Source organism: Burkholderia sp. 10_S31, assembly GCF_056930375.1.
The window spans coordinates 1,053,127-1,078,829 of the sequence record NZ_JBXOWK010000002.1; the positions used below are offsets into that span (position 1 = coordinate 1,053,127).

Genomic DNA, 25,703 nt, shown 5'->3' on the forward strand with positions numbered 1-25,703 from the left:
CCGGCCGCGCCGCGCGGAAGCTGCGGCAGCCGGCCTGTCGAAGCAGGACTATCCGCTGCCGGCCGCCCGTCAACAATCGATGATATGTTGCGTGAGCCTAAAGAAAATCTTATGCGCTGCGTGAACCGTCCATGCGGACGTCAGTCCGGCGACCGTTCGAGAAAGGCCCGCATCGCGGCATTGAAGCGCGCCGGCCGCTGCAACGGCGCGAAGTGGCTCACGCCGGGCAGGATCGTCAGCGTCGCGCCCGGAATCGTGCGCGCGAGACACGCCGCATGCTCGGGGCGGATGAACTCGTCGTGCTCGTCGTGCACGATCGCGACCGGCACCGCGATCGCCGCGAGGTCGGCCGCGCTGTAATCCGGTTGCGTGCGCATCATGTCTGCGCGGCGGAAGTGAGATCGAACTGCATCGTGTCGAACCGTAATGAGTGTGCGACTCGGGTCGGTTGAAAAGGGGAACACCTTGCAACAGGTTTACAGAATTCGTCGGACGAAACTTTCGCCTCTACCTTCCGCGCGGCGCCGATGCGGCCGCGCAGCCGGCGCCGCACGCCATGTCGTACGCGCCATGCCGATTGTCGCGAAGGGGCCAGAATGACCGGCCTCCCACGCTGGTAAAATCGTCGGCCGGCCTGCTGCCGCAGCCCCCCAGGCTGCTTCCGGCAAGGCCTCGCGAGCTACCCGTCTCGGCACCCGCCCGGTCGGGCGCGACCCGCGATGCCGTCCGGCGCCGTCGCTACGCGAGCTTCGCGCCCGCAGCGACACGGCGACGCGACAACGCGGCGACTTCGGCACGCACGCCCTTCATCACGCATTTCGAGGAATTCACGATGGCCCGCATCGGTGCCTTCTGCCTGACCACGTGGCTCGCCGCCGCGATTCTCTATTTCGGCCAGCATTCGGTCGCGATGATTGCGCTCAGCGGCGTGGTCGTGTTTGGCGGGTTCGATCTGCTGCGTCCGTAGCGACGACGCGTTCGGGCCGAGCCGGCTGTTCCGGCTCAGCCTCGCCGCACGTCAGCGCGGCAACGTCCGCAACGACGACGGCCCGCCCGACAGTGCGATGCGCTTGCCCGTATCGCGTAGCTTGCCGCCTTCCACCGCATACAGCGCGAGCTGCCGCTCGACGTTGAACTGCACGATCACGTGCCGGCTGTCCGCGGTAAATACGATGCCCTGCGCGGCTTCGCCGCCCGGCACTTCGCTCGTCTGTACCGCACGGCCGTTGCGGATCTCGAACAGCACGACCTTGCCGAGCTTGTGACGGCCCGGGTTGTCGGGCGTCAGGTTCGAGCCGTCCATCGCCTGCACGGCGATCCACTTCCCGTTCGGCGAGATCGCGACGCCTTCCGGCAGCGACGGCACCGTGAGGTACTGGGCAGTACGGAACGGCGTGCGCGACACGTCGATCAGCGCGACCGAATCGGCATCGCCCGCGAGCGTGCCGGCATAGCCCGGCAGCCCCGCGAGCCCGACGTTGCTGACGACGGCCCAGTGATTGTCGCTCGACACGTCGATCGTGTAGGGCGCAACGCCCGTGCTCAGCCGCGTGCCGCTGTCGGTCACCTTGCCGTCGTCGACGTTCAGCACCGCGACGCCCTGCTCGTCGCGCAGCGACACGAGTGCATGCTTGCCGTCGTGCGTGAAGCTGACCCCGGCGAGCCGCTTCTTGCCGATCTTCAGGTTGCCGTCGAGCGTCACCTGCGCGCCGTCGATCCGCAGAATCGACACGCTGCCGTCGACGTTCGCCACCAGCGCGAGCCGGCCGGACCGGTCGATCGCGACTCCCTGCGGGTGCGTGCCGAGTTCGATGCGCGTGATCGCCGGCGGCGAAGCATCGAGGGCCACGACCTGCAGGAACGTGTCGTACATGAGCTGCTTCGCGTTCGGGTCGTAACGCGTCGGCGCGCCGACCAGCGCAAGCTTTGCGTCCGGCGTGATCGCGACGGCCTGCGGCGGCCCCTGGATGCCGTTCTCGACGTCGACCTGAAGCGCGACCTTCGGCGGGAACACGCTCGCATCGAGCAGCGTCAGCGTGTCGGCCGGCGGCGTTGCGAGAAAGGTATCGCGCCCTTCGACGCGCTGGTACTTGCCGTCGTTGCCGGACACGATCCAGTCGGCCGCGTGCGCGGCGACGGCGGTCGTGGCGAGCGTGAGCGCGGCGAGCAGGCGGGCGCGACGAAGGCGGAAGGGATTCGAATGCATGGCGGTCGGTTCTCCGGATCGGTTGCAGATGCAAGGACTGGCACGACCCTGCTGCTCGACGGGTCGATGCAACCGCATGATGCATGAAAGCGCGCGAAGCCGGCGTCTCGCGCCCGCCGCTCAGGCCGTGCGCGGGCCCGCGCTGTCCCACCGGTCCACATCGTCGAGCGGATACACGGGCCGCGAGAGCCGTTCGTAGCCGAACAGCCCGTAGTCCGACCCGGTCACGCCGCGACTGTCGCACTCGACGAGCGCGGCCGCGATCGGCACGAACACCGGCCTGCAATACATGCGCGACTTCAGCAGCAGGAATCGTGCACGGCGCGGATCGATGCCGACGCTCTCGAATACGCCGAGATCCCAAGGCTCCTGCGTGCGCTCGGTGACGACCAGCGTCGCCACGCCGATATCGAGCACCGCCGCGCGGCCCATGTACGCGCGCTGGCCCGTATACGTCGGCCCCGTAATCACGTATTCGCCGTCGGTCATCGCGCGCACGATGCCTGTCGCGCGAAACGGCGTGCGCCGCGCGCCACCATGCGACGGCATCCGGTTGCCGACCGGCACCGTGACGGTCGCGCCCACGCCCGCGTCGATCAGCACGGCGACCGCCTCCGGGTCGCACAGCGGCCCGCTGACGATCCCGTCGAGCCCCTGCGCGAGCGCGGCCTCGAGCAGGTCCATCGTGTCGCACGGCCCGCCCGACATGCAGTTGTCGCCGTGATCGAGCATCAGCACCGGGCGGTCCGCGCCGCGTGCCAGTGCCGCGGCCTGCGCGACCGATTCCGCGAGCGGCGCGCTGCGATACACGAATGCGTCGCGCGCGTCCCAGATCTGCCGGGCGATGCGTTCGGCCACCGCGTCGGCCGCCGCGCGATCGCCGTCGGCAACCACGACGACGCTGATGCACGGCGCGGGAATATCAGCAAGCGAGAAGCCGGGCAGCACCGACACCGCGAGCATCCCGTCGGCCTCGGCCGCGCGCGCGGCTTCCACCGCGCGCCGCATCGCGCCTTCGGCGCTCGCGCTGCGCAGCGTCGACGTCATCAGCGGCGGCTGCCGCCACGCGAGCACGGGCCGCGCGCGGCCGTGCAGCCGGTCGAGCAGCACGCGCGCCGCGTGCTCGCCCGTCTCGTACATGTCGACGTGCGGATAGGTCTTGAAGCTGACGATCACGTCCGCATGGTCGATCATCTTCTGCGTGACGTTCGCATGCAGGTCGAGCGCGACCGCGATCGGCGCAGCGGGCAGTGCCGCGCGCACGCGCGCAAGCAGGTCGCCCTCGCCGTCCGCGCTCTGCTCGGCGACCATCGCGCCGTGCAGATCGAGCATCACCGCATCGCAGCCGGGCGCGGCCGCGACGATCGCATCGCAGATCGCCGCATACGCGTCGGCCGCGACCGGCCCGCTCGGATTCGCGGCCGCCGACACCGGCGTGACGATCGCCGCACCCTCGCGCGCCGCCGCATCGATGAACGCGGCCATCGCGGTGCGCATCCCGTGATTCGCGCGATACGCGTCGTCGCCCCAGTCGGGGCCGTTGCGGCCGAACGCGGCGAGCGGCGTCGGCACCGGCGAGAACGTATTCGTCTCGTGGTTCATCCGGGCGATCAGGATTTTCATCGCGTGCCGCCTTCCGCAATGCCCGCCGCGCCGAGCATCGCATGCAACAGCACGTTGCAGCCCGCTTCGAGGTGGGCGGGATCGGCGTCCTCGATTTCGTTATGGCTGATCCCGTCCTTGCACGGCACGAAGATCATCGCGGTGGGCGCAACGCGTGCGAGATACACCGCGTCGTGGCCCGCACCGCTGATCACGTTCATCGAAGAAAGCCCGAGTGCATTCGCGCCCGCGCGCACCTGCTCGACGAGTGCCACGTCGAACGGCTGAGGCGGGAAATACACGACCTGCTCGACGTCGATCGGCATGCCGGCAGCAGCACCCAGATCAGCGCATGCTGCGCGTAGTTCCGCATCCATCGCCACAAGCGTCGCATCGTCGGCCGCGCGCAAGTCGACGGTCAGCGTCACGCGGCCTGGAATCACGTTGCGCGAATTCGGGTGTACGTCGACCCAGCCGACCGTGCCGCGTCCGTGCGGTGGATGCGCGCACGCGATGCCGTTTACCGCGCGCACGAGATCGGCCGCAACCAGCAGCGCATCGCGCCGCAGCGCCATCGGCGTCGGGCCTGCGTGTGCCTCCATCCCGTGTACGGTGACGTCATACCAGCGCTGCCCGAGCGCGCCCTCGACCACGCCGATCGTCGTGGCGTGCGCCTCCAGTACCGGCCCCTGTTCGATATGCGCTTCGAAGTACGCGCCGACCGGATGCGCGTCGCACACCTCGCCCGCATAGCCGATCGCCGCCAGCGCATCGCTCACCGGTACGCCGTCGCGATCGCGTTGCGCGAGCGCATGGTCGAGCGTGAACGCCCCCGCGAAAACGCCGGAACCCATCATCACGGGCACGAAGCGCGAACCTTCCTCGTTGGTCCACACGGCGACCTCGAGCGGCGCACGCGTGCGCACACCCGCATCGTCGAGCGTGCGCAGCACTTCGAGGCCCGCGAGCACGCCGTAGTTGCCGTCGAACTTGCCGCCTGTCGGCTGCGTGTCGATATGGCTGCCCGTCGTCACGGGCGGCAGGTCGTCGCGTTCGCCTGCCCGTCGCGCGAAGATATTGCCGATCGCATCGATGCGTACCGTGCAGCCGATTTCTTTCGCCCATGCGGCGAACAGGTTGCGTGCGTCACGATCGCGTTCCGTGAGTGCGAGGCGGCACACGCCCCCCTTGTCGGTCGCGCCGATTCGCGCGAGACGCATCAGGCTGTCCCACAGCCGTGCGCCGTCGACGCGCAAGCCGGACGCCGCGACGCCCGGTGTCGAATCCTGAACTTGCATCGGTGGAATTCCTCGCAATGAAAGGGAACGGCGCTCACGCAACGCCGACACCCAGGTAACGGTCCTTCACCTCGTGATCGGCAGCGAACGCCGCGTTGCTGCCTTCGTAGACGATCACGCCCTGTTCGATCACGAAGTGGCGGTCCGCAAGCCGCGTGCACACTTCGAGGTTCTGCTCGACGAGCAGGATCGCGACGCCGGCCGCCTTGATCTGCTTCAGCTGCTCGACGATCTCCTCGACGATCACCGGTGCGAGCCCTTCGACAGGTTCGTCGAGCATCAGCAGCCGCGGGTGGTTCATCAGCGCGCGGCCGATCGCGAGCATCTGCTGCTCGCCGCCCGACAGCTGCGCGCCACCGTTGCGGCGGCGCTCCTTCAGGCGCGGAAAGATGCGGTAGATATCGTCGAGCTGCCACGGCGAATCGCGGCGCGCGCCGAGCCGCAGGTTTTCCTCGACCGACAGCAGCCGGAAAATCCCGCGATGCTCGGGCACGAAGCACAGGCCGCGCGCAGCGATCCGGTGCGCGGGCTGCCCGGACACCGGCCGGCCCGCGAACGTCACCGTGCCGCCGGTCGGCGCGACGACACCCGCGATCGTCTTGAGCGTCGTCGACTTGCCCGCGCCGTTGCGGCCGAGCAGCGTCACCGTCTCGCCTTCGTTCACGTTCAGTGAAATACCCTGCAGGACGTGGCTCTTGCCGTAGCAGGCGTGAACCTCCTTCACATCGAGCATCATGCGCGGCCTCCGGTGATCATGTTGCCGAGATACGCGCTGCGCACGCGCTCGTCGCCGCGAATCGCATCGGGCTTGCCTTCGACCAGCACGCGCCCCTGCTGCATCACCGTGATCGTGTCCGAGATGTCCATCACGATTCCCATGTTGTGTTCGATCAGCACGACCGTGTAGTCGTCGCGCAAGCCACGGATCAGCGTCTTCATGTCGTCGAGGTCGTCGATCCCCATGCCCGACGTGGGTTCGTCGAGGAAGATCGCGCGCGGTCGCGCCGCGAGCGCCATCCCGACTTCGAGCCTGCGCTGCTGGCCGTGCGACAGCACGCCGGCCGCCGTGTCGGCGAAGCGCTGCAGGCCGAGCCGCTCGAGCACGTCGTCGACGATGCCGTCGTGCGCGAGCGCGCCGCGCGGCGGCGTCCACGGATTCAACGCGCGCCGCGATTCGACACCTTGCGCGGCGACGCGCAGGTTCTCGCGCACGCTCAGGTTCGGAAACAGGCTCGTCACCTGGAACGAGCGTGCGATACCGCGCCGCACGCGCTTGTGATCGGGCTCGCGCGACACGTCGTGACCGTCGAACAGGATCGAGCCCGACGTGATCGGCAGTGTGCCCGTCAGCGTATGGAACAGCGTCGTCTTGCCCGCACCGTTCGGGCCGATCACCGAATGCACGGTGCGCGGCATGATCCGCAGATCGACGCCGCCCAGCGCCGTGAACTTGCCGTAGCGCTTGACGATGCCGCGCGCTTCGAGAATCGCTTCGCTCATTGCTGCTCCCTGGCCGCGGCCGCAGTACGATCGGTGCGCCGCAGCGATGCCGCGACGCGTTCGCCGAGTCCCCACAACCCCCGCTGCATGAACAGGCTGACCGCGATCAGCACGAGGCCGAGCAACAGCAGCCAGCGCGGCCACAGCGTCGACAGCCAGTCCGCAAACAGCACGTAGAACGCCGCGCCGAGAACCGACGCGAACAGGTTGCCCGTGCCGCCGATCACCGTCATCACGAGAATCATCTCGCTCGTGTGATAGTCGATGTTCGACAGCGGCGCGATGCCCGTCATCAATGCGTGCAGCGCACCCGCGAGACCCGTGACCGCACCCGAGATCACGAACGCCGCCAGCTTGAAGCGCTGCACGTCGTAGCCGGCCGCCGCCGCGCGCGCCTCGTTGTCGCGGATCGCGAGCAGCGTACGGCCGAATACCGAGCGCGACACGCGCAACAGCAGCCAGAACACGGCAACGAACAGCACGGCGACGAAACCGTAGTAGCGCCACGGCGAATCGAGTGAAACGAGCGGATGCCCGAACGCGGACAGCGCGGGACGCGGGATATCGAGCAGCCCATTGTCGCCGCCCGTGACATCCGGCGTCGTATACGCGAGGAAGTAGAACAGCTGCCCGAACGCGAGCGTCAGCATCACGAAGTAGGTGCCGCGCTGCCGGATCGAGAACCAGCCGACCAGCGCGGCCGCGACGGCGCCGAGCACGGCGGCCGCGGCGAGCGCGGCGGTCACCGATGCGACGCCGTGCGTCAGCACCAGCCCCGCCGCGTAGCTGCCGAGCCCGAAGAAGATGCCCTGCCCGAACGACAGCAGCCCCGTAAGCCCGAGCAGCAGGTTGCAGCCGAGCGCGGCGAGCGCGAACACCAGCACTTCGGTCGCGAGCGAGCCCGAGCTCAGCGCGACCGGCAGCGCGCACACGACGGCCACCGCGAGCCAGCCTTCCGGCCGCTGCAGCGCGCCGCGCCACGACCGCGCGAGCCGCGAGGCCGCCGCACCCGGCGGCAGCGATTTCGACGATTCGATCATGCAGCCCTCCCCAGCAAACCGTTCGGACGCAGCAGCAGCACGGCGGCCATCGCGACATAGATCATCAGTCGCGCGCCTTCCGGCCACAGCGTGCTCATCAGGCTTTGCACGATGCCGACCAGCAGCCCGCCGACCAGCGCCCCGAGAAAATTCCCCATTCCGCCGACGACGACCACGACGAACGCGACACCGAGCGCCTCGATCCCCATGAACGGATCGACGCCGCGAATCGGCGCGGCCAGCACGCCCGCGAGCGCGGCCGTCGCCGCGCCGAGCGCGAACACGAGGCTGAACACGCGCGTCACGTTGATGCCGAGCAGCGACACCATTTCCGACGATTCGCTGCCCGCACGCACCGTGCTGCCGAGCCGCGTGCCTTCGAGCACCCACCACAGCAGTGCGGCCAGCACGGCCGTGAAACCGATCACGAACAGCCGGTATTTCGGATAGACGAAACCGCCCCAGATCACGACGCCGCTCAGTGCATCGGGCGGCGGCACGTTGTCGCCGAGCGGGCCCCACGCGAGAATCGCGCACTCCTGCAGTACGAGTGCGAGACCGACCGTCGCGAGGATGTGGAACTCGTGCTGCTGTGCATAGACATGACGCAGCACGAGCTTTTCGACGATCCACGCGAACGCGCCGACGACGAACGGCACGATGGCGAGTGCGACCCAGAAATTCGCCGACCATTGCAGCGCCTGGTAGCACAGGTACGCGCCGAGCAGGTAAAACGCGCCGTGTGCGAAATTCACGAAGCGCAGCAGGCCGAACACGATCGACAGGCCGACGGCGAGAAGGAAGTACAGCATGCCCACGCCGATGCCGTTGACGATCTGCAGCAGATAGACGTTCATGGCTTCCGTATCGGAAAGGAGGGAAACGGACGTCCGCCGCGCATCGGCCGCGGACGCGCCCATCGCGTTACGCGAGCTTGCACCCCGTCTTCTCGACGGGCAGGAACGATTGCCCCGAGCTGACGATGTCCGCGTAGTCGTCCGCGTTCTTCATCCGACTTTTCGGCTTGCCCTTCAGCAGGTAGTAGTTCTTCAGCACCTGGTGGTCACCCTTGCGGATTTCCTCGGAGCCGGTGAGCCCGTCGTACTTCATCCCTTCCATCGCGGCAACGACCTTCTTCGGGTCCGCGGTGCCGGCCTTCACCATCGCATCCAGCAGGATCTTCGAGCAGATGTACGAACCCGCGAGGCTGTAGTTCGGGTTCGCCTTGAACGTGGCGTTCGCGCGCTTCACGAGGTCGCGGTTCAGCGGCGAATCGATGCCGTGCCAGTACTGCGCGCCGAAATACACGCCGTCGCAGATGTCGGGCCCGAGCGCCTCGAACTGTTCGAGGCCCGATGCCCACGCGAGCAGGATCGTGCAGTTGCGCTTCATCCCGAAGCTCACGGCCTGGCGCAGCGTGTCCGACGACTGCGAACCGAAGTTCAGGATCAGCAGCACGTCGGGCTGCGCGGCGACCGCATTGGTCAGATAGCCGCTGAATTCCTTCTCGGCGAGCGAGTGATAGCTGTTGCCGACGTGCTCGATGCCCTTTTCCTTGAAGATCGCCTTCGCGGCCGACAGCAGCCCGTCGCCGAACACGTACTGCGGCGTGATCGTGTACCAGCGCTTCGCCTTCGGCAGCATGCCGATCAGCGGCCGCACCGTCTGCTCGATCGCGCCGAAGGTCGGCACCGACCAGCGGAACGTCGCGTCGTTGCAGTCCTTGCCGGTGATCTCGTCGGCGCCGGCCGTCGTGATGAACACGCCGCCCGCCTTTTGCACTTCCTTGCCCATCGCGAGCGATTCGGACGACAAGATGCCGCCCGCGAAGAAACGCACGCCCTTCTGCTGCGCAATCTCCTGCACGCGCCGCACGGCCGTCGCGGGCTTGCCCTCGGTGTCGAGCGCCGTATACGCGAGCGGCGCGCCGAGCACCTTGCCGTATTGCTTGACGACGAGCTGCATGCCGAGATCGGCGTACTTGCCGTTGGCAGCGAACGGCCCGGACATCGGCACCGGGCACGCCAGCTGGATGGATGAACCCTGCGCGAACGCGGCACGGGACGACATGCTGCCGAGCGCGCCCGGCACGGCCGACAGCGCGGCCAGTTTCAACAGTTCTCGGCGATTCAAGTTGACGCTCCTGATAAAGGGGACACACGCGATGCGACCGACTGCCAAACCGTGCCCACGCCCTGCAGGATGCGCGCCGCCGGTTGATCCTATTTATCATGATAAATAGAATGAACCTGATGCTAGAGTTGATCAAAATTGGTGTCAATCAGGCAAAATTCCGTACCCTGCGCCGGAACGGATCGTCGACGATGACGGGGCGCGCAGTCAGACAAAGGAGTCTTCAAGATGGTCATGGACCGAGCCAGGGCGGGCGTCGCGGTCGAAATCAAGCAGCCGAAGCGGGCCGACCTCGTCGCCGAGGAGATCAAGCGGCTGATCACCGAGAAGGATCTGAAGCCGGGCGACCGCCTGCCGCGCGAAGCCGAGCTGCAGCAGCTCTATGCGGTGAGCAAGAGCACGATCCGCGAGGCGCTGAAGTCGCTCGAGGTGCAGGGGCTCATCAAGGTCACGACGGGGCCGTCGGGCGGCGGGATGGTGGTCGAGGTGCCGCTCGACCGCACGCTGCAGTTGCTGCAGAACTACCTGTTCTTCAAGGACGTGACGATCGACGACATCTATACGGTGCGCAAGCTCCTCGAACCCGAGCTGGCGGCGGGTGCCGTGCCGCACCTGACCGAGCGCGATTTCACCGCGCTCGAGGCGAACATTGCGTGCTGCGACGGCGCGTCGGGCGTGCACGATCGCGGCCACATGCTGCGCCAGCGGCAGGAAGACACGACGTTCCACGACATCCTCGCGGCCGCGAACCCGAACCCCTTCCTGCGATTCAGTTGCGAGTTGATCAACGAGATGATCCGGCAGTTGATCGAGTTCAGGAACGACACGCCGCTCGTCGAGCACAAGCGCTTCGGCGAAGCGAACGTATCGATCCACAAGGCGATCCTGCAAGCCGCACGCGAGCGCGATGCCGAGCGCGTACGTGCGCTGATGGTCGAGCACATGACCGAGGCGCCCAAGCACGTGAAACGGATGAAAGGCAAGCTGCGCGGGCGCTTGATCCTCGACTCCGAAATCCGCAGGCGCGCCGCGGCGCCCGTTGCGGGTGCGGACGCAGCCGCGGCGGATTCCGAAGAGGATTGAAAGTCGTCGCTCAAGCGTACCCCGTCGCGCCGTGCGTCTCCAGGTATTCGACGAGGCCGAACTCCGCATGCTCGCGCCCGTTGCCCGAACGCTTGTAGCCGCCGAACGGCACGCCCGGCTCAGGCGTCCAGCAGTTCGAAACGCAACCCGGCATGCCGCACGAGGCGCTCGACGAAGCGCGCGTCGAACATCGTCGCGGGCGTCCAGAAGCCGCCGCCGCGGCCGGTCTTCATGCCGTCGCGGGCGCAATCCAGCGCGAGGCCGAGCGCGGCTTGGCCGAGCATCTTGCCGGTCGAGCCGTAACCGGGATCGCGGTCGCCGGTGACTCTCACGCGCAGCGTCCGCCCGTCGTCGGCGCGCCCGAAGAAGCGCAGGTCGTAGCGGCCGGCCAGTTGCGCGGCGACGCTCGGCCCCTCGCCGGGCTTCGGCAGCAGGAAGCGCTCCATCAGGCTGCGCACCGGCGTGACGAGCACGCCCACCATGAACGCAGCGAGGCCGGCCACCATCGTCAGCGCGGCGACGCGGCCCTTGAGTCCCGTGCCCGTGATGACCGCTTCGTCATAGGCGAACCGGCTGCCATACGCGTCGTCCGCAAGCGCGTTGGAGCGATGCACGACGCGCTCGTTGACGGCCGCCATCACGAACGGCGCGATCCACGTGCCGCCGTCGCGATCGAATTCCGCCGACCGGACCGCGTGCTGCCGCACCGTGAAGCCGTGATCCTTCGGGCATAGCGCATACGGATCGAGCAGTTCGCGGCGCAACGCGGGATCGGCCGCGGCTTCGCGCACGACGTTGATCACGCTCGCGACCGTGCCGCCCGACGCGCCGCCCTTCAGCGTCTTCACGCGCATCTTCACCTGCGTGGCCGGCACGCCCCACTGCCGCCGTGCGTGCTGCTGCAGGAACAGCACACCGATGTCGGACGGCACCGAATCGAACCCGCAGCAATGCACGATGCGCGCGCCCGATTGCCGGGCCGCCGGCTCGTACCGTTCGATCATCCGCTTGATCCACTGCGTCTCGCCGGTGAGATCGCAGTAGTCCGTGCCGGTTTGCGCGCAGACCTTGACCAGCGGCTCGCCATAAAGCGCGTACGGGCCGACGGTCGACACGACGACGCGCGTGCGCGCGCACAACACCCGCAATTGCGCTTCGTCGGCCGCATCGGCCACGATGATCGGCAGCGCCTGCCCCGCGGCGCCCAGCGTATCCCTGACCTGCCGGAGCTTCGCTTCGGAGCGGCCGGCGATCGCCCAGCGCAGCACTTCACCGCTGCCCGACAGGTATTCGGACAGGTAGCGCGTCAGGATCTGCCCGACGAAGCTGGTGGCACCGAATACGACGAGATCGAGATCATGGGTCGGCTGGGTCATCGACGCTTCCTTTCAGACAGGTTGGCTCCGGACGCCCGGGTTTATCGAGCGGGCTCATCGAACACCTTCAACGGCGTCGGCAGATTCAGCACCAGCTGCGCATCCTTGACCACGTCGAACCGCACGAGCGTGGCGATGCCCAGCCCGTCGAGCAGCCGGCTCAGCGGACCGCCGTGCCGCACCAGCTCGACGCCGCGCGGCAGCACGCGCTGCGCGAACGACAGCGTATTGGTCTGCACCGCGCTCCGATGCCACACGCCGTCGACGAGATTGATCATGGTATTCGTGCCCATCCGCGACTGGGAAGGCACCTGGGTCAGTGCAGGCGACGGCGCGTTCAGCGTCAGGTCCGCTCGACCGTCCGGCCCGGCAATCCGCGCGCTGACGCGTGCGCCGATGGTCATGTCGATATTCGCAAGCCATTTCGGCAGCTGATAGCCGTGCACGCCGCGCACCCGCGCGATTTCCGTGGTGACGGGCAGCGCCAGCACATGCGCGAAGAAGCTCCGGCGCCGCATCGCATCGACGAGCTCGAGCGCATGCGAGCCGCGCGCGCCCGGCCGGCGAATCACCACCGCGACGGACACCTCGTCATACGGATCGTTGTCGCAGACCGAATACGAGAAGAAGGTCAGCGCGACCAGCCCGTATCGGGGAACCGCCCGCAGCGGCTCGAGCGGCACCGGCAGCATCGTGCGCAGGCGCTCGAGCGGCGCGAGAAACAGCAGCTGGATGCTGCTGGAACGATAGTAGAAGTTCGGCGTCCAGGTCGGCCCCACGCGCGACGCGACCTGACGTTTCGGAATCCGACGAAAAAAATCGATGTTCCCCGCGGCGGGATCGCGCGCGACCTCGTCGAGGTCCGGATTCATGCGAAACCGGTCGTAGTACCCGCCTTCGGGCACGTCGACCTTGTGCGGCCCGAATTCGACCTGTGTAAAGCGCCTGTCCATGTGCGTTGCCTCTCGTCGAAGATGAGTCGTGGCAGGCAACGTGCGCGGCCTGCCGATTCATGACCGTCAGCAGGCACTCTAAGGTTCAACTCAACTTCAAGGTCAAGGCCTCGACTAGAGGAACGGGTCGGAATGGGCGGCCGCCGCGCATCCGGCGGTCGAGCGGCGCCCGTTGCCGCGGATCGACACCATGCCGCGATCGCGCAGGCACGCCATCGCCCGGCACAGCCCGGATACGAAACGTCAGTGCGCCGGAATGCGTATGTCGCCGTCCACGCGCAACGTGCGCTTGCCGCGCGCGACATCGTATTCGACCGTCTGCGCCGGCGTCACCGAACCGTAGGACACGCCATTCACGTAGACGGTGCCGGCCTTCAGTTCGATCCGGTCCCCGTCGACCGTCGCGGTGCCATGTTCGCCCTGCAGGATCGCACCCGCGCATCCCGGGTTGGAAAAGCTGCGGACCGTCGAGCCGGACACGCCGGCGGTCTCGCCCTGCCCCGGCAACGCAAACGACGGGATCGCGGGCATCGGCGCGCTTTGTGCGGTCGCCGCACGACACGGCGCTGCGCCGTTGCCATCGGCGGCATAAGCGGATCCCGAGCCGATACCGCAGGCCGCCAGCCATGCGATCGTCATCGGCAACAGTGTGCGCATGATGCTCTCTCCCTGAACGAACCCGAAATACGAATGCATCGCCGTCGCCGATCCGCGCGATATGCGATGCGATCGGCCCGCCCGGCAACGCGGGCAAGCCGATGCGAGCCGATACACGCGTTTCGGCTTGCATGAATGTGGTTATAGTCGATCGCCGCGGGAAATCTCCATCCGACTACGACGCGCTGCTGCCGTTCGACTGGAAGCACGTGCTCGACCGGCTGGACGAACCGCTGCCGTCGGAACCAGCACGCGGCGCCTGACGCACGGCCACGGCGGCCCTATCGCCCCGCGTGCGCCGCATCCGGCAACACCGGCGCGAATGCCGCTTCGACAAACCGGATCACATCGTCGAGCGACGACGTGCACGTCGCGCCCGCGGCAAGCTCCCGAAATGCACCGTCCGGCCCGAGGCAGATGAGCGGCTTGCGCCAGCGCCGCGCAAGCGCGATCTCCTCGGCCGTCCCGTGCCCGCCGGGCAGCGCGACGATCAGGTCGCTGCTCAGCACGTTCACGTAGTTCCGGTTGATCGTGTGCGGATCGGCGCCCGGTTCGCGGCGCGGCAGCGGCGTGAGGATCGGGATCTCGACGAACGGATGCGGATAGCCGTCGAGCGGCACGAAGCCCGCGTGCGGATCGGCCTGCGTCGGCAGGATGCCGATCGATCGGCCGGCCCGCCCCGGCACACCGGCGAACGCGCGCGCGACCGCCAGCATCACGCCCTGGCCGCCGCCCGTCAGCAGGTTGAAGCCGGCCTGCGCGAGCCATGCGCCGAGCGGTTCCGAAAACGCGAGCCACGGCTCCTTGCCCGAGCCCATCACGCCGATCGTCCGGTTGTTGCGTTGCATCGTGAATTCCGGTGATGAATCGTTGAGTCGCGCTGCGGCATGACATCGGATTGCGGCACCCGGCCGCGTGCCGCGCATCGTCATTCGAGTTCGACGCCCTTGAGTTCGGGGATCAGGAACAGCGTCGCGACCATATCGAGCACATAGAGGCCAGCGAGCAGCGCGATCGCCGTCTGGAACGAGTAGCGCGCGGCCAGCGCGCCGACCGCCACCGGCCCGAAGCCGCCGACCGCGCGGCCGATATTCCACAGCACGTTCTGCGCGGTCGCGCGCGCGGCGGTCGGATAGCCCTCGGACATCAGCGTCCCGTAGCCGCCGACCATCCCGTTGACGAACATTCCCATCAGCGCGCCGGCCCACAGCATCGCCGTCGGGTCCGACAGCCGCGCATACGCGATGACCGTCACGACCGAGCCGAGCTGGTACAGCAGGAATGTCGGCTTGCGGCCGATGCGATCGGCGAGCTGCCCGAACGTCCAGACGCCGATCATCATCCCGACGACGGTGGCCGCCGTCCACAGTCCCGACTTCGTCAGCGAGAAGCCCATCTGTTTCGACAGGAAGGTCGGCAGCCAGATCATGATCCCGTAGTAGCCGAAGTTCTGGACCGAGCAGAGGATCGCGATGCCGAGACTCGTGCGCGCGGTGCGGGCGTCGGCGACGAGCATCCGGAACGCGTTGGCGCGCGGCTGCGTCGCGCGCTGCACGAAGACTTCCGGTTCGTGCAGCCGGTTGCGTAGCACCCACGCGAGCAGCGCCGGCAGCACGCCGACCACGAACATCCCGCGCCAGCCGATATGGAGCAGCAGCAGCGGCGTCAGCAGCGCGGCCAGCAGCACGCCGGCCTGCCAGCCGAGCGCGACGTAGCACGACACGCGCGCCCGCTTGCTCGCCGGCCAGGCTTCCGCCGCGAGCGCCATGCCGATCCCGAACTCGCCGCCGAGGCCGATGCCCGCGATGGTCCGGTACACGAGCAGATCGCGGAAGCCTTGCGCGAACGCGCACAGGCCGGTGAAGACCGCGAACAGCATGATCGTCCAGGTGAGCACGCGCACGCGGCCGTAGCGGTCGCTCAGCGCGCCGAACAGAATGCCGCCCGCGACGGCGCCGATCAGCGTCCACGTGACGAGCGCGCCGCCCTGCCCGGGCGTCAGCTGCAGCGCGGCCGTGATCGCGGGCAGCATGAAGCCGAGGATCAGCAGGTCGAAGCCGTCCATCGCGTAGCCGATCGCCGAGCCGGCCAGCGCCTTCCACGCGTACGGCCCGACCTGTTCGGTGCGCGGCGCCGCCGGATCGCCGAGCGCCGAAGATTTCATGTTTGCTGCCATGGTGTCCTGCCGGGAATATCCGGGCGACATTTTAAAGCCTGAAACCATGCACGACGGGCCGGCCCACATGCGCACGCAGAAAGTGCCGCGCGCCCGCTTCCGGGAACGGAAACGGGCAGCGGCGGGTAATGAATTTGAAAGATTTCGAAGGCGGGGCCTCGCGAGCAGGCGGGACACCGAAAGAAGGGGATGAAGCGAGTGTTGCGTGGCGGGCGCGGGTCGAATGGCGCCGGAGCGATGCCGTGCGGTGCGGCGTCAGCCCTGATCGTCCCCGGGCCACCAGGTCTTGGCCTCGCGGTCGACGAGCAGCGTGTCGAGATCCTTGCCTTCGAGCCATTTGGGCCGCGGGCCGCGACCCGACCATGAACGGCCGGTCGTCGGATCGTAATACTTCGCAGGCGCCTTGCGTTTTCGCTGGACGATGTAGCCGAGGGCGCTCAGCACTTCCTGCTGCGAGATGCCCAACAGCTCGACCTGCTCCCTGAATGCCGCGAGTGCGGCTTGCTTCTCCTTCTGCTTGGCTTCCGACAACTTGATGTTCAGGTCCCGAAGTTGTGCTTCGAGGTCCTGCAGAGCCTGGGTCATGTATTCATCCTCTTTGGGTATGTTTTTGTTCAAAAAACCTCCGATGGCAGAACCTATCACGAAGTTCCGCCAATCGGTGTTGCGATGTGTGAATCGTTTGCCTGGACCTGCGAGGCTTTAGCAGTGTGCCGCAGGCAACGCAATCGTCGAAAGCCGGATGGCATCGACACGCAACACGTAGCGCGCCGCACCCGAACGCGTGGCGAACCGTCGATGGCGACCGCCTCGCCATCGAGCGCCGCATCGTGGTCGGGCGCGGCATGGCGCGAATGATAGCAGCGCGCATCCATCGTGTTCGAGGACTTTTGTGATCCGGCGCACCTCCGGCGCCGCGCGGAGCCCGCGAGCATCGACGCCGGCGCGACGATTTACGCGCTGCAACGGCACCCGTCCCACGCGATCCGAGCGAACAGCGCGTGCAGCTTTGCGCCCCGTGCGGCGTTCAGCGCGCATGCATGGGCGACGCGTCCGGCCAGGTGTGCGCGGAAATCCGGGTGCGCGGCGCGATTCTGCGACGCCGGTCCGTGGCGGATGCAATTGGTCAGGATGGCCTTCAGGACATCGAACTCGTCGCGCGCCAGGTTCGGATGGCGATTGACGACCACGCCGGCCAGTTGCTGCCGCACGCCGCGCCGCATCACGCGCGTCTTGCGCAACTGCAGCGCGAAACCTTCGTCGAGCGCGATCGCGGCGACTCTCGCCTGCAGCCGCCCGGCCTCGCGCGCCAGCGTGGCGCCGCCCGAGAACGCGAGATCGTCCGCGTAGCGCGTATAGCTCGCGTCGAGCGAACGCGCGAGCGCGGCGAGCCGCATGTCGAGCCGGAACGCGCACAGGTTCGCCAGCGCCGGCGAGGTCGGCGCGCCCTGCGGCAAGTGGCGGTTGCGGTAGCGCTGGCGGCTTGCCCAGTCGAACCGGTCGCGCAGGTCGGGGGCGAGCAGCCGTGCCGACGGCACGCGGTTGGTGCACAGCGCGGTCAGCGTTCGCGCGACTTCCGCCGGATAGCCGAGCGTCGTGAACAACGCATGAACCCGCGCCGCGCGCACCGACACGAAGAAATCCGCGAGATCGAAGCGGACGACGACGTCGCGATCCGCATGCGGCGCGGCGAACGACACGATCCCGCGTCCCCGGCGAAAGCCGTGTGCCGCGTCGTGCGGCGCGATGCGATCGAGCAGGCCGTGCAGGATGCGGCGCTGCGCTTCGCGCAGCCGGCCCTTCGGGATCTCGATCAGGCGGCAGCCGCCGCGGCGCTTGTCGTAGCCCGCGTACGTGTAGTGATGCAGCGGCGAGCCGCTGCCGCGCGCGTCGACGCGCCAGCGGTCGGCCAGCCAGTCGAGCTCGGGCGCGCTCACGCCGAGCCAGCTTGCAAGGTCGCCGCACGTCGGCCATTGCGGCACGTCGACGCCCGCGAGCCGCGGCGGCAGCGGCCGCTGCACCGGCGGCCGGGGAATGATGCGCACCACGACCGGCCGATGATGGCCGTACCACGCGATCATGAACGCCGACGTATCGGCCAGCGCGCTTGCGAGCAGATCGGTATCGACGTCGGTCCAGTGCGTGCCGAAGTGCGTGATCGCGTGATCCACGAGCGCGTGCACCCACGACGGCGCGGCGCCGAGTACGGTTGCGATGCGCTCGAGCATGCCGCCGCGTTCGGGCGGGCCGGCCAGCATCGCATCGGCAATCAAGCGGGCTGTATCGAACCGGGATACGTGCATGGCGAAGAATGGGCGGGACGATGAGTCAACGTGACAGGTGCTGCGAGAGCAGTCGTTGCGCAACGCGCAACCTGCGCTCTTGCGACGCATCGGGGTGTCGGTTTCATCCACGGGGTAGCCCCGTAGTCTCGGAACATCGGCTGCCTGTTCCGGGGGTGTGCTTGACCCACCGCCCCGCGACGCGACTTTAATGGCCGGGCGCGCGGGGTGTCAAATGACGGGTCGCGCGACGCTCATGCCCGTCGCGCAAAAAGCGCGCTGAACGCGATCGGCGACACGCCGACGCCGGCCATGTTGTTCAGCATCGTCGCCCAGGTCGCGTTGGCAACGCTGACCGGAAACGATCGCACGCGGTTCGCAAGCAGCCAGTAGGTGCGCGTCATGCCGTCGCTCATCGCGACTTCGCAGCCGCTGCCGGTCGTCCAGTAGCCGACGCTCGGCAGCGTGACCGGCTCAAGGCGGCCGGCCCGGAATGCGGCGGGAGCCGTCGCATACTTGCTGTCGAGCGGCATCGCCGAACGCGGTACGCAGTCCTGCGCATCCGGTCGCGGAAAAGCCGGGCTCGTGCCGAGCCACAGCGCGTAGAACGTATCGGCATCGATATGGACGACGTAACGGTCCGCTTCGCCGGGCGACGCGGCCAGAAAGCAGTCGGCCTGACCGGGAACGGGCACGCGCCAGGTCGCGCGCCGTGTGCTCGGGTCGACCAGTTCGCACGCCCGCGCGCGCGGCCGGGTGGAAGACCGTTGCCCGGCATCGCGCCGGTCGCGCGCACGATCGAGCCCGATACGAAGACGTGTCGGCATGGGCTCTCTCTTGCTCTCGTGATTTGTTCGTATGCGTCACGGCATCGGCGAAGCGGACGCCCCGCCCCGCGGCCCCGACATTTCCCGGCAATCGGGAATGTTGCGCTGTGTTGCGTCTCGCGATGCACTAACGATGACCGCTGCCGCGCGTTGCGGCATCGCGGCGCGCGCCGTCCTTACGGCAGCGGCGGCGCGTCGCGCAACACGGCTTGCAGCCCGGCCGCGAACGGCGTCGCGTGATCGATCCCGAGTGCGCGCACGCTCGCCGCATCCAGATGGCAGTCGTACGGACGCGGCGTCGCATCGGCCGGCGTGTCGATCCGCGCGAGCGCCGCGTCGACGCCGAGCGCGGCCGCGATCCGCTGCGCGATGTCGTACTTCGTCATCGGTTCCTCGCCCGACCAATGCCGAATGCCGGTGACGGGCGAGCCCGCGAGATGGCGCAGCGTCAGGTCACGGATGACCGCCGCGACGTCGGGCGTCCAGGTCGGATAGCGGATCGCCCATGCGTCCATGCCGACCGCATCCGCGCCCGGTCGCGCGGACGCGACGATCGCCGGCACGAGGCTCGTGACGGCCGACTCGCGCCAGTCGACGATCGGGCCATAGAGCAACGGCAGGCGCAGCACGCACGCAAGCGGCGATGCGGCGAGCAACGCGGCCTCGCCTTCCAGCTTGGTCCGGCCGTAGATGTTCAGCGGGTTCGGCACGGCATCTTCGCGGTACGGCGCGGCCGTGCCGTCGAACACGTAGTCGGTGGAAATGCCGAGCGTCCACGCGCCATAGCGCGCGGCGAGTGCGCCGATACGGGCCGGTGCGTCGACGTTGATCGCACGCGCGGCCGCGGGATCGCGTTCGCAGACGTCCGGGCGGCGTTCGGCGGCGCAGACGATCACGGCAGCCGGCCGGCGGGTGTCGAACAGGTGTTCGAGCGCCGGCTGGTCGAGAACGTCGAGCCGGGCGACGTTTTCCGGCGGCAGCGCGAGGCGCCGTGCGCCCGCGGTGTCCGGGTTCCGGATGGTGGCGAGCAGCGTCAGCGACGATTCGTGGGACAGCGATGCGGCGACCGCACGGCCGAGCAGGCCGGACGCACCGATGAGGAGAATGGTCGGGGGCGACACGATAGCGAACCGTGAAAGGGGGTGAGGGCCCCCAATCTATACGAGAACCGGCAACCGATGTCGATTTCGGTCGCACGTCGACGACGTGCGACCAGTGGAAATGGAACAAGGCCCGGTGCGCGATTGCGCGCACTGGGCCCGTCGTGCAGCGCGACGTCTCGCGCTCGCGGGTTACTTCCGGTCGAACGAATACCGGCCCGGCCCCGTGACCGCGAGCAACAGCAGCCCGCCGATGATGCTGATGTTCTTGTAGAAGTTGATCATCGCGAGGTACTGGTCCATGCCCTGCAGCGCCCAGTAGCGGTGCCCGATCAACGCGGTCGCAAGCGTATAGACCGCGAACACCAGTGCGAGCGGACGCGTATAGAACCCGACCGCGATCAGCGCGCCGCCGACCAGCTCGACCGCCACCGCGATCACGGCAGACAGCTCGGGCGACGGCGCCCCCGTCGACGCCATGTACGCGACCGTGCCCGAGAAGCCGTTCAGCTTCTGCCAGCCGAACAGCACGAACAGGATCATCATCAGCACGCGAGCGGCCAGCAGCAGCTCGTCCTTCTTCGACTCCAGCGAAATGTAACGCATAGCGATCACCTTGAATTGACGGTTTGACGCATTCGGTGCCGACGTCCGCCGGACGGCGAACCACGGATCGACAACGAACCCTCCTCGCACGATCGAACCGCGGGCCGGTCAGCCCGCCGCCGAAGAATCCGTCCGGTCGCGCCGTCGTGGCACGCTGCGGAGCGGTTCTGGCGAAGCACGGGTGCCAGTCTACTGTCTCACCGTAAATCATCAATCCGTCAAAACAAGATTGGCTGTCTCCATCCAGTGGACAATTGTCACGTAACAAACGCGCCATGCGTGGCCGGCACGCCGGTCGGCGCACCGCCCGGCCGGATCACATCACGTCGATCGGAAGCGTCTTGTCGAGATTGTCGTGCCACGCGCGAATGGTCTTCGGCACGGTCTTTTTCCACGCCGGCACGGTCGTGTAGTAGCGCATCCGCACCTGGTCGTGCGCATCGAATACGAGCAGCCCGATCCACAGCTCGGTGCCCCGGTGCATCACGATCGCGGCGTTCGTCGTCGCGATGCCGCGCACCCAGTAAGACCTCGCGCTGGCGTTCAGGCCGTCGAGATCCTTCTCGTCCGCGCTGTAGTTGATCATGTCGACGAGCGTCTGATAGTCGGCGCCGAGCAGCTTGTGTGCGATCGCGTTCTGCCGCGCATCGTCGAGCACCTTCAGGGTCACGAGATCAGCCGGCGGGCTTGCCTGAGCCTTCGACGCCGTCACGTAGTCGCCCGAATACACGACGCCCGCACCGGCGCCGCAATCGCCATCGCTGCCCTGCTGCGCGACCTGCATGCGCCCACCCTTGCGGCTGAAATCGAGCCGGCACTGGTCCTGACGAAACGTGCCGCGGTCGCCGTGCAGTTCGATATCGCCGCTGAGTCCGCCAGTATTCGCGCCGTTGTTGCCGCTCAGTTCGAAGTGAAGACGCGGTGCCGTGCCGGTGAACGTCAGCACGCCGCCGAACGACGGGTTGTCGCTGTCGCGATACCACGTCTGCTGCCATCGGTCGGCTGCAAGCGGCGTGCCGTTCAGGCTCGCGAGCCGCTCGCGATAGCGATCGCCGACGCACGCGGCGTCGCCGCCGCACTGGTCGCGCTGCTTGAGCCATTTCCGTTGCGCGGCTTTCAACGCAACCGCATCGCCGCCTTTGGCCAGCGCCCTCTTCCATGCCACCGCCAACTGGCCGTCGAGCGACGACAGGCCGGCGTCCGCGCAGATCGCCTTCTCGGTCGGCGAAGCGGCTTTCGCGCAGTCGAAGCCGGCGGCATGCGCGGCCGGCGGCGCAATCGTCAGGACTGCAAATATCACGGCGGATGGCAAGGTCGCGTTCCGCACCTGCCGGCCGCGAAGCGCGGCTTGCCCTCGCTCGCCGGCGCGAGCATTCGATCGGTTCTGGATTGTCATGGCCTGGATCGTCGCTGGGTCGCGGACCTGTAAAAACGTCGTGTCCGCAACGTTCGAGGTAAAAGTACCCGACGCGGCATGCGCGGCATGTCACGCCCGCCGAAGCGTAACCCGAACCGGCCGCGCCATCCACACCGATCACGCACACGACGACGGCGACGCTCGCGAAGGCCGGCAGCGCCGTGTCTTGCGAGCGTTTCGCGAGGGCGCCCCACTTGCCTGGTCGTCAGCTTCCCTCCGCAGCCGTCGAGCCGGCCATTCATGACCTTGACCTGACGTGCATTCATCGCGACGCCGGCACATCGCGACCAGAAGCGCACCTTGACCCAAACCGCATCGAGCGTCGTGTGCGCATGATCGACGGATCGCCGCTCACGATGCGAAGATGACCCGACCGATTCCCCGCGTCGCTCGACAATCTCCGCAGATCCTGCGGAGATTACGCCCCTGTTCGCCGCACGCCTGTTCCGCGACCGTCGCCGGCCCGCACCGCCCCTGTGGCCGGCTATCCGCGCATGCCCAGCCGTTCCGCCAGAAACCCGATGAACGTGCGCAGCGTGACGAACCCTTCCCGATGCTGCGGGAACACCGCGTTCAGCGTGATCGGCGATGGCGCGTACGCGTCGAGCACCGGCATGAGCGCACCGCTGTCGAGCGCCGCGCCGACGATGAAATGCGGCAGCAGTGCGATGCCGAGCCCGGCGATCGCCGCGTCGCGCACGACTTCGCCGTTGTTCGCGACGAGCGGCCCCTGCACGTCGAACGTGCGCGCCACGCCGTCGATCCGGAATTCCCAGCCGACGCGCCGCTCGCGGCCGTACATCAGGCATGTATGCCCGGCGAGATCGGCCGGCGTCCCGGGCGTGCCCTGCCGCTTCAGGTAAGCGGGGCTCGCGCACGCGATCATCTTCCATGCACCCAGCGCTCGCGCGATCAGCGTGGAATCCTCGAGCGCGCCGATCCGCAGCACGAGGTCGAAACCCTCGCCGATCAGGTCGACGCGCCGGTCGGTCAGGTCGAGGTTCAACCGCACGGCCGGATGCGCGGACAGGAATTCGGCGATCAGCGGCGACACGTGCGTGATCCCGAACGACAGCGGCGCGCTGATCTTCAGCGAGCCGTGCAGCTCGGTGCTGCGCACCGACATCGCCTGCTCGGCGTCGGCAACCTCCGCGAGGATCCGCTGCGCACGCGCATAGAACTCCTGCCCCGATTCCGTAACCGCGAGATTGCGCGTGTTGCGATGCAGGAGACGCACGCCGAGCGACGCCTCCAGCGCCATCGTGCGCCGGCTCACGAACTGCTTGGACAGCATCAGTTGATCGGCCGCCGCCGTGAAGCTGCCCGCGTCGACGGTCGCGACGAAGATCCTCAGATCGTTGAGTTCCATATTGTCCACTCCGAAGTGACAGTCATTATCTCTACAGCCATTTATTTGTCAAATCGATTGACCTAAGATTCACCTCAACGAACGGCCGGGCCCACTTCCGAGGTCCGGCGGACATCCAGGAAAAAATCATGATCGAGACTCGTGCAGCAAACCAACGTGGCCGTGCCGAGCATGGCTGGCTCAGCTCCCGTCACACGTTTTCTTTCGCGAATTACTACGATCCGAAGCAAGTCGGTTTCTCCGACCTGCTGGTGATCAACGACGACCGCGTCGCGCCGGGCCGCGGCTTCGGCACGCACCCGCACCGCGACATGGAAATCCTGTCGTACGTGCTCGACGGCGCGCTGGAACACAAGGATTCGATGGGCACCGGGTCGGTGATCGTGCCGGGCGACGTCCAGTTGATGAGCGCGGGGACCGGCGTGCGTCACAGCGAGTTCAATCACTCGCACGAGACGCCCGTCCACTTCCTGCAGATCTGGGTCGGGCCGTCCGAGAAGGGTGCCGAGCCGCGCTATCAGCAGACGAATGTCGCGGCGGCCGACAAGCGCGGCAAGCTCACGCCGATCGTATCGCCCGACGGTAACGGCGGTTCGCTGACGATCCGCCAGGACACGCGGATCTACGCGGGCCTGTTCGACGGCGACGAGCGCGCCACGCTCGAACTGGCAGCGGACCGCTTCGCCTATGTGCACGTTGCACGCGGCAGCGTGACGGTCAACGGCGTGACGCTCGGCGAAGGCGACGGCGCGCGCATCCGCGGCGAACAGGCGCTGACGTTCGCCGACGGCAAGGATGCCGAGGTGCTGGTATTCGACCTGCGCCCGGTCGAAGTGACGGCCGAGTGGGCATGACGCCCGTTCGGAAAACCAGGCCCCGCTGACTGCGGGGCCTTCTTAATCGGAGATTCGCAACATGGCCAAGGTACTCGTTCTTTACTACTCGTCCTACGGGCACGTCGAAACGATGGCGCAGCACGTCGCGGAAGGCGCGAAATCGGTGCCCGGCGTCGAGGTCACGCTCAAGCGCGTGCCGGAAACCATCCCCGCCGACCAGGCGCAGGCCATCGGCGTCAAGGTCGACCAGGCCGCGCCCGTCGCGACGGTGGACGAGCTCGCGAACTACGACGCGATCATCTTCGGCACGCCGACCCGCTTCGGCAACATGGCCGGCCAGATGCGCACATTCCTCGACCAGACCGGCGGCCTGTGGATGAAGGGCGCGCTCGTCGGCAAGATCGGCAGCGTGTTCGCGTCGACCGGCACGCAGCACGGCGGCCAGGAAACGACCATCACGTCGTTCCACACGACGCTGCTGCACCACGGGATGGTGATCGTCGGCGTGCCATACGCATGCAGCGGGCTCGTCAACATGAACGAGATCACGGGCGGCACGCCGTACGGCGCGACCACGCTCGCGGGCGCGGACGGCAGCCGTCAGCCGAGCGCGAACGAGCTCGACATCGCGCGCTACCAGGGCAAGCACGTCGCGGAACTGGCCGCCAAGCTCGCGTCGTAACGCGGGTTGACGGGTTGCCGTGCGTCCCGGGAAGCCCGGGACCGCGGCGCGTGCCGCCTGTGCGGGACGCACGCGAACGAACGGCGCCGGTCGACCCGGCGCCGTTTTTCGTTGCGCGAACGCCGGCCGTTACTGGCCCGATGCCGGCGCGGCCGGAGCAGGTGCCGGTGCCGCCTTCGTCGCGGGCGCCTTTTCCACCGCGTTCTGCGGATAGTTGCTCTGGTCGTTGGTCAGCCGGTAGCCGCTGCCCGTGCCGATCGCCTTCAGGTCCTTCGCGTGGCGCGCGCGTGCCGCCTTGCGGGCGGCCTTCTTCTGCGCCTTGTCGAGCTGCTTCTGCGTCGGTGCGGACGCCGGATCCTGCGCGTATGCCGCCGGCGCGGCGGTCAACAGCAGACCGAACGACGCCGTTACTGCCACTGCCACCGAAACCACGCGAGACTTCGTCATGGCCGGATCTCCTTGTCGATTGTTGGTTGTGGGTCGAACGCCGGTACGCACGTGACGGACGTCGGCGTGCGACGACGGCGCCGATGCAACGTTAGCCGATCGCTGCGCAAATG

At 67.8% G+C, this 25,703-nt stretch carries 26 protein-coding genes and 3 pseudogenes; 5 read left to right on the forward strand and 24 right to left on the reverse strand.

The features are described 5' to 3' along the window. Nucleotides 1–140: 140 nt before the first annotated feature. Nucleotides 141–386: pseudogene (locus tag AC1Z3W_RS19235) on the reverse strand (alpha/beta fold hydrolase); the annotation flags it as partial. A gap of 446 nt (nucleotides 387–832) precedes the next feature. Here AC1Z3W_RS19235 and AC1Z3W_RS19240 point away from each other — a divergent pair. Beyond that, a complete protein-coding gene (locus AC1Z3W_RS19240) occupies nucleotides 833–967 on the forward strand; it encodes a hypothetical protein (RefSeq protein ID WP_006750603.1) in 135 nt (44 codons plus the stop codon). A 51-nt stretch (nucleotides 968–1,018) separates the two neighbouring features. On the opposite strand, the gene AC1Z3W_RS19245 is transcribed toward AC1Z3W_RS19240, so the two are convergent. The 8 genes from AC1Z3W_RS19245 to AC1Z3W_RS19280 all read right to left on the reverse strand — a co-directional run bounded on the left by AC1Z3W_RS19245 (nucleotide 1,019) and on the right by AC1Z3W_RS19280 (nucleotide 9,779). Beyond that, nucleotides 1,019–2,206: a YncE family protein gene (locus tag AC1Z3W_RS19245; protein ID WP_483508268.1), complete on the reverse strand. Its 1,188-nt coding sequence runs from the start codon at nucleotides 2,204–2,206 to the stop codon at nucleotides 1,019–1,021. A gap of 120 nt (nucleotides 2,207–2,326) precedes the next feature. Beyond that, nucleotides 2,327–3,829 (reverse strand): M81 family metallopeptidase, encoded by a 1,503-nt coding sequence (locus AC1Z3W_RS19250; RefSeq protein WP_175827008.1) that lies wholly within the window; start codon nucleotides 3,827–3,829, stop codon nucleotides 2,327–2,329. After that, on the reverse strand, nucleotides 3,826–5,106 hold the full coding sequence (locus AC1Z3W_RS19255) for a Zn-dependent hydrolase (protein WP_483508269.1): 1,281 nt from the start codon (nucleotides 5,104–5,106) through the stop codon (nucleotides 3,826–3,828). The genes AC1Z3W_RS19250 and AC1Z3W_RS19255 overlap by 4 nt, the downstream gene beginning before the upstream one ends. Before the next feature lie 34 nt (nucleotides 5,107–5,140). Beyond that, on the reverse strand, nucleotides 5,141–5,842 hold the full coding sequence (locus AC1Z3W_RS19260; protein WP_483508270.1) for an ABC transporter ATP-binding protein: 702 nt from the start codon (nucleotides 5,840–5,842) through the stop codon (nucleotides 5,141–5,143). After that, a complete protein-coding gene (locus AC1Z3W_RS19265) occupies nucleotides 5,839–6,606 on the reverse strand; it encodes an ABC transporter ATP-binding protein (protein ID WP_057929095.1) in 768 nt (255 codons plus the stop codon). Before AC1Z3W_RS19265 ends, AC1Z3W_RS19260 begins: the two co-directional genes overlap by 4 nt. Beyond that, entirely contained in the window at nucleotides 6,603–7,646 is a 1,044-nt protein-coding gene (locus AC1Z3W_RS19270; RefSeq protein WP_057929096.1) for a branched-chain amino acid ABC transporter permease, read from the reverse strand. Before AC1Z3W_RS19270 ends, AC1Z3W_RS19265 begins: the two co-directional genes overlap by 4 nt. Then, nucleotides 7,643–8,503 carry a branched-chain amino acid ABC transporter permease gene (locus tag AC1Z3W_RS19275; protein WP_124835001.1) on the reverse strand — a complete coding sequence of 287 codons (861 nt, stop codon included), beginning with the start codon at nucleotides 8,501–8,503 and terminating at the stop codon, nucleotides 7,643–7,645. Before AC1Z3W_RS19275 ends, AC1Z3W_RS19270 begins: the two co-directional genes overlap by 4 nt. A gap of 67 nt (nucleotides 8,504–8,570) precedes the next feature. Next, nucleotides 8,571–9,779 carry an ABC transporter substrate-binding protein gene (locus AC1Z3W_RS19280; RefSeq protein WP_057929098.1) on the reverse strand — a complete coding sequence of 403 codons (1,209 nt, stop codon included), beginning with the start codon at nucleotides 9,777–9,779 and terminating at the stop codon, nucleotides 8,571–8,573. Between the two features lie 228 nt (nucleotides 9,780–10,007). Between AC1Z3W_RS19280 and AC1Z3W_RS19285 the strand changes: the two genes are divergently transcribed. After that, nucleotides 10,008–10,862, forward strand: a complete 855-nt coding sequence (locus tag AC1Z3W_RS19285; RefSeq protein ID WP_057929099.1) for a FadR/GntR family transcriptional regulator — start codon at nucleotides 10,008–10,010, stop codon at nucleotides 10,860–10,862. A gap of 10 nt (nucleotides 10,863–10,872) precedes the next feature. Here the strand turns inward: AC1Z3W_RS19285 and AC1Z3W_RS19290 are convergent. The 4 genes and pseudogenes from AC1Z3W_RS19290 to AC1Z3W_RS19305 all read right to left on the reverse strand — a co-directional run. Next, a pseudogene (locus tag AC1Z3W_RS19290) lies at nucleotides 10,873–10,989 on the reverse strand (hypothetical protein); the annotation flags it as partial. Further along, entirely contained in the window at nucleotides 10,982–12,238 is a 1,257-nt protein-coding gene (locus AC1Z3W_RS19295; protein WP_057929100.1) for a saccharopine dehydrogenase family protein, read from the reverse strand. The pseudogene AC1Z3W_RS19290 and the gene AC1Z3W_RS19295, both read right to left, overlap by 8 nt. Before the next feature lie 41 nt (nucleotides 12,239–12,279). Then, nucleotides 12,280–13,191, reverse strand: coding sequence for an acetoacetate decarboxylase family protein (locus AC1Z3W_RS19300; RefSeq protein WP_483508271.1), 912 nt, complete (start codon nucleotides 13,189–13,191; stop codon nucleotides 12,280–12,282). A 243-nt stretch (nucleotides 13,192–13,434) separates the two neighbouring features. Further along, nucleotides 13,435–13,848 (reverse strand): sugar ABC transporter ATPase, encoded by a 414-nt coding sequence (locus tag AC1Z3W_RS19305; protein WP_185734566.1) that lies wholly within the window; start codon nucleotides 13,846–13,848, stop codon nucleotides 13,435–13,437. A 131-nt stretch (nucleotides 13,849–13,979) separates the two neighbouring features. Between AC1Z3W_RS19305 and AC1Z3W_RS19310 the strand changes: the two genes are divergently transcribed. Then, complete coding sequence (locus AC1Z3W_RS19310) at nucleotides 13,980–14,111, forward strand: hypothetical protein (protein WP_483508272.1); 132 nt, start codon at nucleotides 13,980–13,982, stop codon at nucleotides 14,109–14,111. A gap of 18 nt (nucleotides 14,112–14,129) precedes the next feature. On the opposite strand, the gene AC1Z3W_RS19315 is transcribed toward AC1Z3W_RS19310, so the two are convergent. The 10 genes and pseudogenes from AC1Z3W_RS19315 to AC1Z3W_RS19360 form a co-directional block, all read right to left on the reverse strand. Further along, a complete protein-coding gene (locus tag AC1Z3W_RS19315; RefSeq protein WP_124834997.1) occupies nucleotides 14,130–14,696 on the reverse strand; it encodes an SLOG cluster 4 domain-containing protein in 567 nt (188 codons plus the stop codon). 80 nt (nucleotides 14,697–14,776) lie between these two features. Beyond that, nucleotides 14,777–16,024: an MFS transporter gene (locus AC1Z3W_RS19320; RefSeq protein ID WP_057929102.1), complete on the reverse strand. Its 1,248-nt coding sequence runs from the start codon at nucleotides 16,022–16,024 to the stop codon at nucleotides 14,777–14,779. A 255-nt stretch (nucleotides 16,025–16,279) separates the two neighbouring features. Next, a complete protein-coding gene (locus AC1Z3W_RS19325) occupies nucleotides 16,280–16,609 on the reverse strand; it encodes an H-NS histone family protein (RefSeq protein WP_057929103.1) in 330 nt (109 codons plus the stop codon). Between the two features lie 368 nt (nucleotides 16,610–16,977). After that, on the reverse strand, nucleotides 16,978–18,327 hold the full coding sequence (locus AC1Z3W_RS19330) for a reverse transcriptase family protein (protein ID WP_057929104.1): 1,350 nt from the start codon (nucleotides 18,325–18,327) through the stop codon (nucleotides 16,978–16,980). Nucleotides 18,328–18,560: 233 nt separating this feature from the next. Then, complete coding sequence (locus AC1Z3W_RS19335) at nucleotides 18,561–19,133, reverse strand: plasmid fertility inhibition factor family protein (protein ID WP_483508273.1); 573 nt, start codon at nucleotides 19,131–19,133, stop codon at nucleotides 18,561–18,563. Between the two features lie 176 nt (nucleotides 19,134–19,309). Beyond that, nucleotides 19,310–20,254 carry a dTDP-4-dehydrorhamnose reductase family protein gene (locus tag AC1Z3W_RS19340; protein ID WP_175827001.1) on the reverse strand — a complete coding sequence of 315 codons (945 nt, stop codon included), beginning with the start codon at nucleotides 20,252–20,254 and terminating at the stop codon, nucleotides 19,310–19,312. 171 nt (nucleotides 20,255–20,425) lie between these two features. After that, nucleotides 20,426–20,839: a DoxX family protein gene (locus AC1Z3W_RS19345; RefSeq protein ID WP_057929107.1), complete on the reverse strand. Its 414-nt coding sequence runs from the start codon at nucleotides 20,837–20,839 to the stop codon at nucleotides 20,426–20,428. A gap of 316 nt (nucleotides 20,840–21,155) precedes the next feature. Continuing rightward, the gene (locus AC1Z3W_RS19350) at nucleotides 21,156–22,235 is read right to left on the reverse strand and encodes a lysozyme inhibitor LprI family protein (RefSeq protein WP_175827000.1); all 1,080 of its coding nucleotides are present in this window, start codon (nucleotides 22,233–22,235) and stop codon (nucleotides 21,156–21,158) included. Nucleotides 22,236–22,410: 175 nt separating this feature from the next. Further along, nucleotides 22,411–22,603 (reverse strand): annotated as a pseudogene (locus tag AC1Z3W_RS19355) (DUF4172 domain-containing protein); the annotation flags it as partial. 137 nt (nucleotides 22,604–22,740) lie between these two features. Then, nucleotides 22,741–23,625 carry a LysR family transcriptional regulator gene (locus AC1Z3W_RS19360; protein ID WP_483508274.1) on the reverse strand — a complete coding sequence of 295 codons (885 nt, stop codon included), beginning with the start codon at nucleotides 23,623–23,625 and terminating at the stop codon, nucleotides 22,741–22,743. Nucleotides 23,626–23,753: 128 nt separating this feature from the next. Between AC1Z3W_RS19360 and AC1Z3W_RS19365 the strand changes: the two genes are divergently transcribed. Both AC1Z3W_RS19365 and wrbA read left to right on the forward strand, forming a co-directional pair. Beyond that, nucleotides 23,754–24,479, forward strand: coding sequence for a pirin family protein (locus AC1Z3W_RS19365; RefSeq protein WP_057929110.1), 726 nt, complete (start codon nucleotides 23,754–23,756; stop codon nucleotides 24,477–24,479). 61 nt (nucleotides 24,480–24,540) lie between these two features. Next, complete coding sequence (wrbA, locus tag AC1Z3W_RS19370) at nucleotides 24,541–25,143, forward strand: NAD(P)H:quinone oxidoreductase (protein WP_124834993.1); 603 nt, start codon at nucleotides 24,541–24,543, stop codon at nucleotides 25,141–25,143. A gap of 129 nt (nucleotides 25,144–25,272) precedes the next feature. On the opposite strand, the gene AC1Z3W_RS19375 is transcribed toward wrbA, so the two are convergent. Then, complete coding sequence (locus AC1Z3W_RS19375) at nucleotides 25,273–25,590, reverse strand: hypothetical protein (RefSeq protein WP_124834992.1); 318 nt, start codon at nucleotides 25,588–25,590, stop codon at nucleotides 25,273–25,275. Between the last annotated feature and the right edge of the window lie 113 nt (nucleotides 25,591–25,703).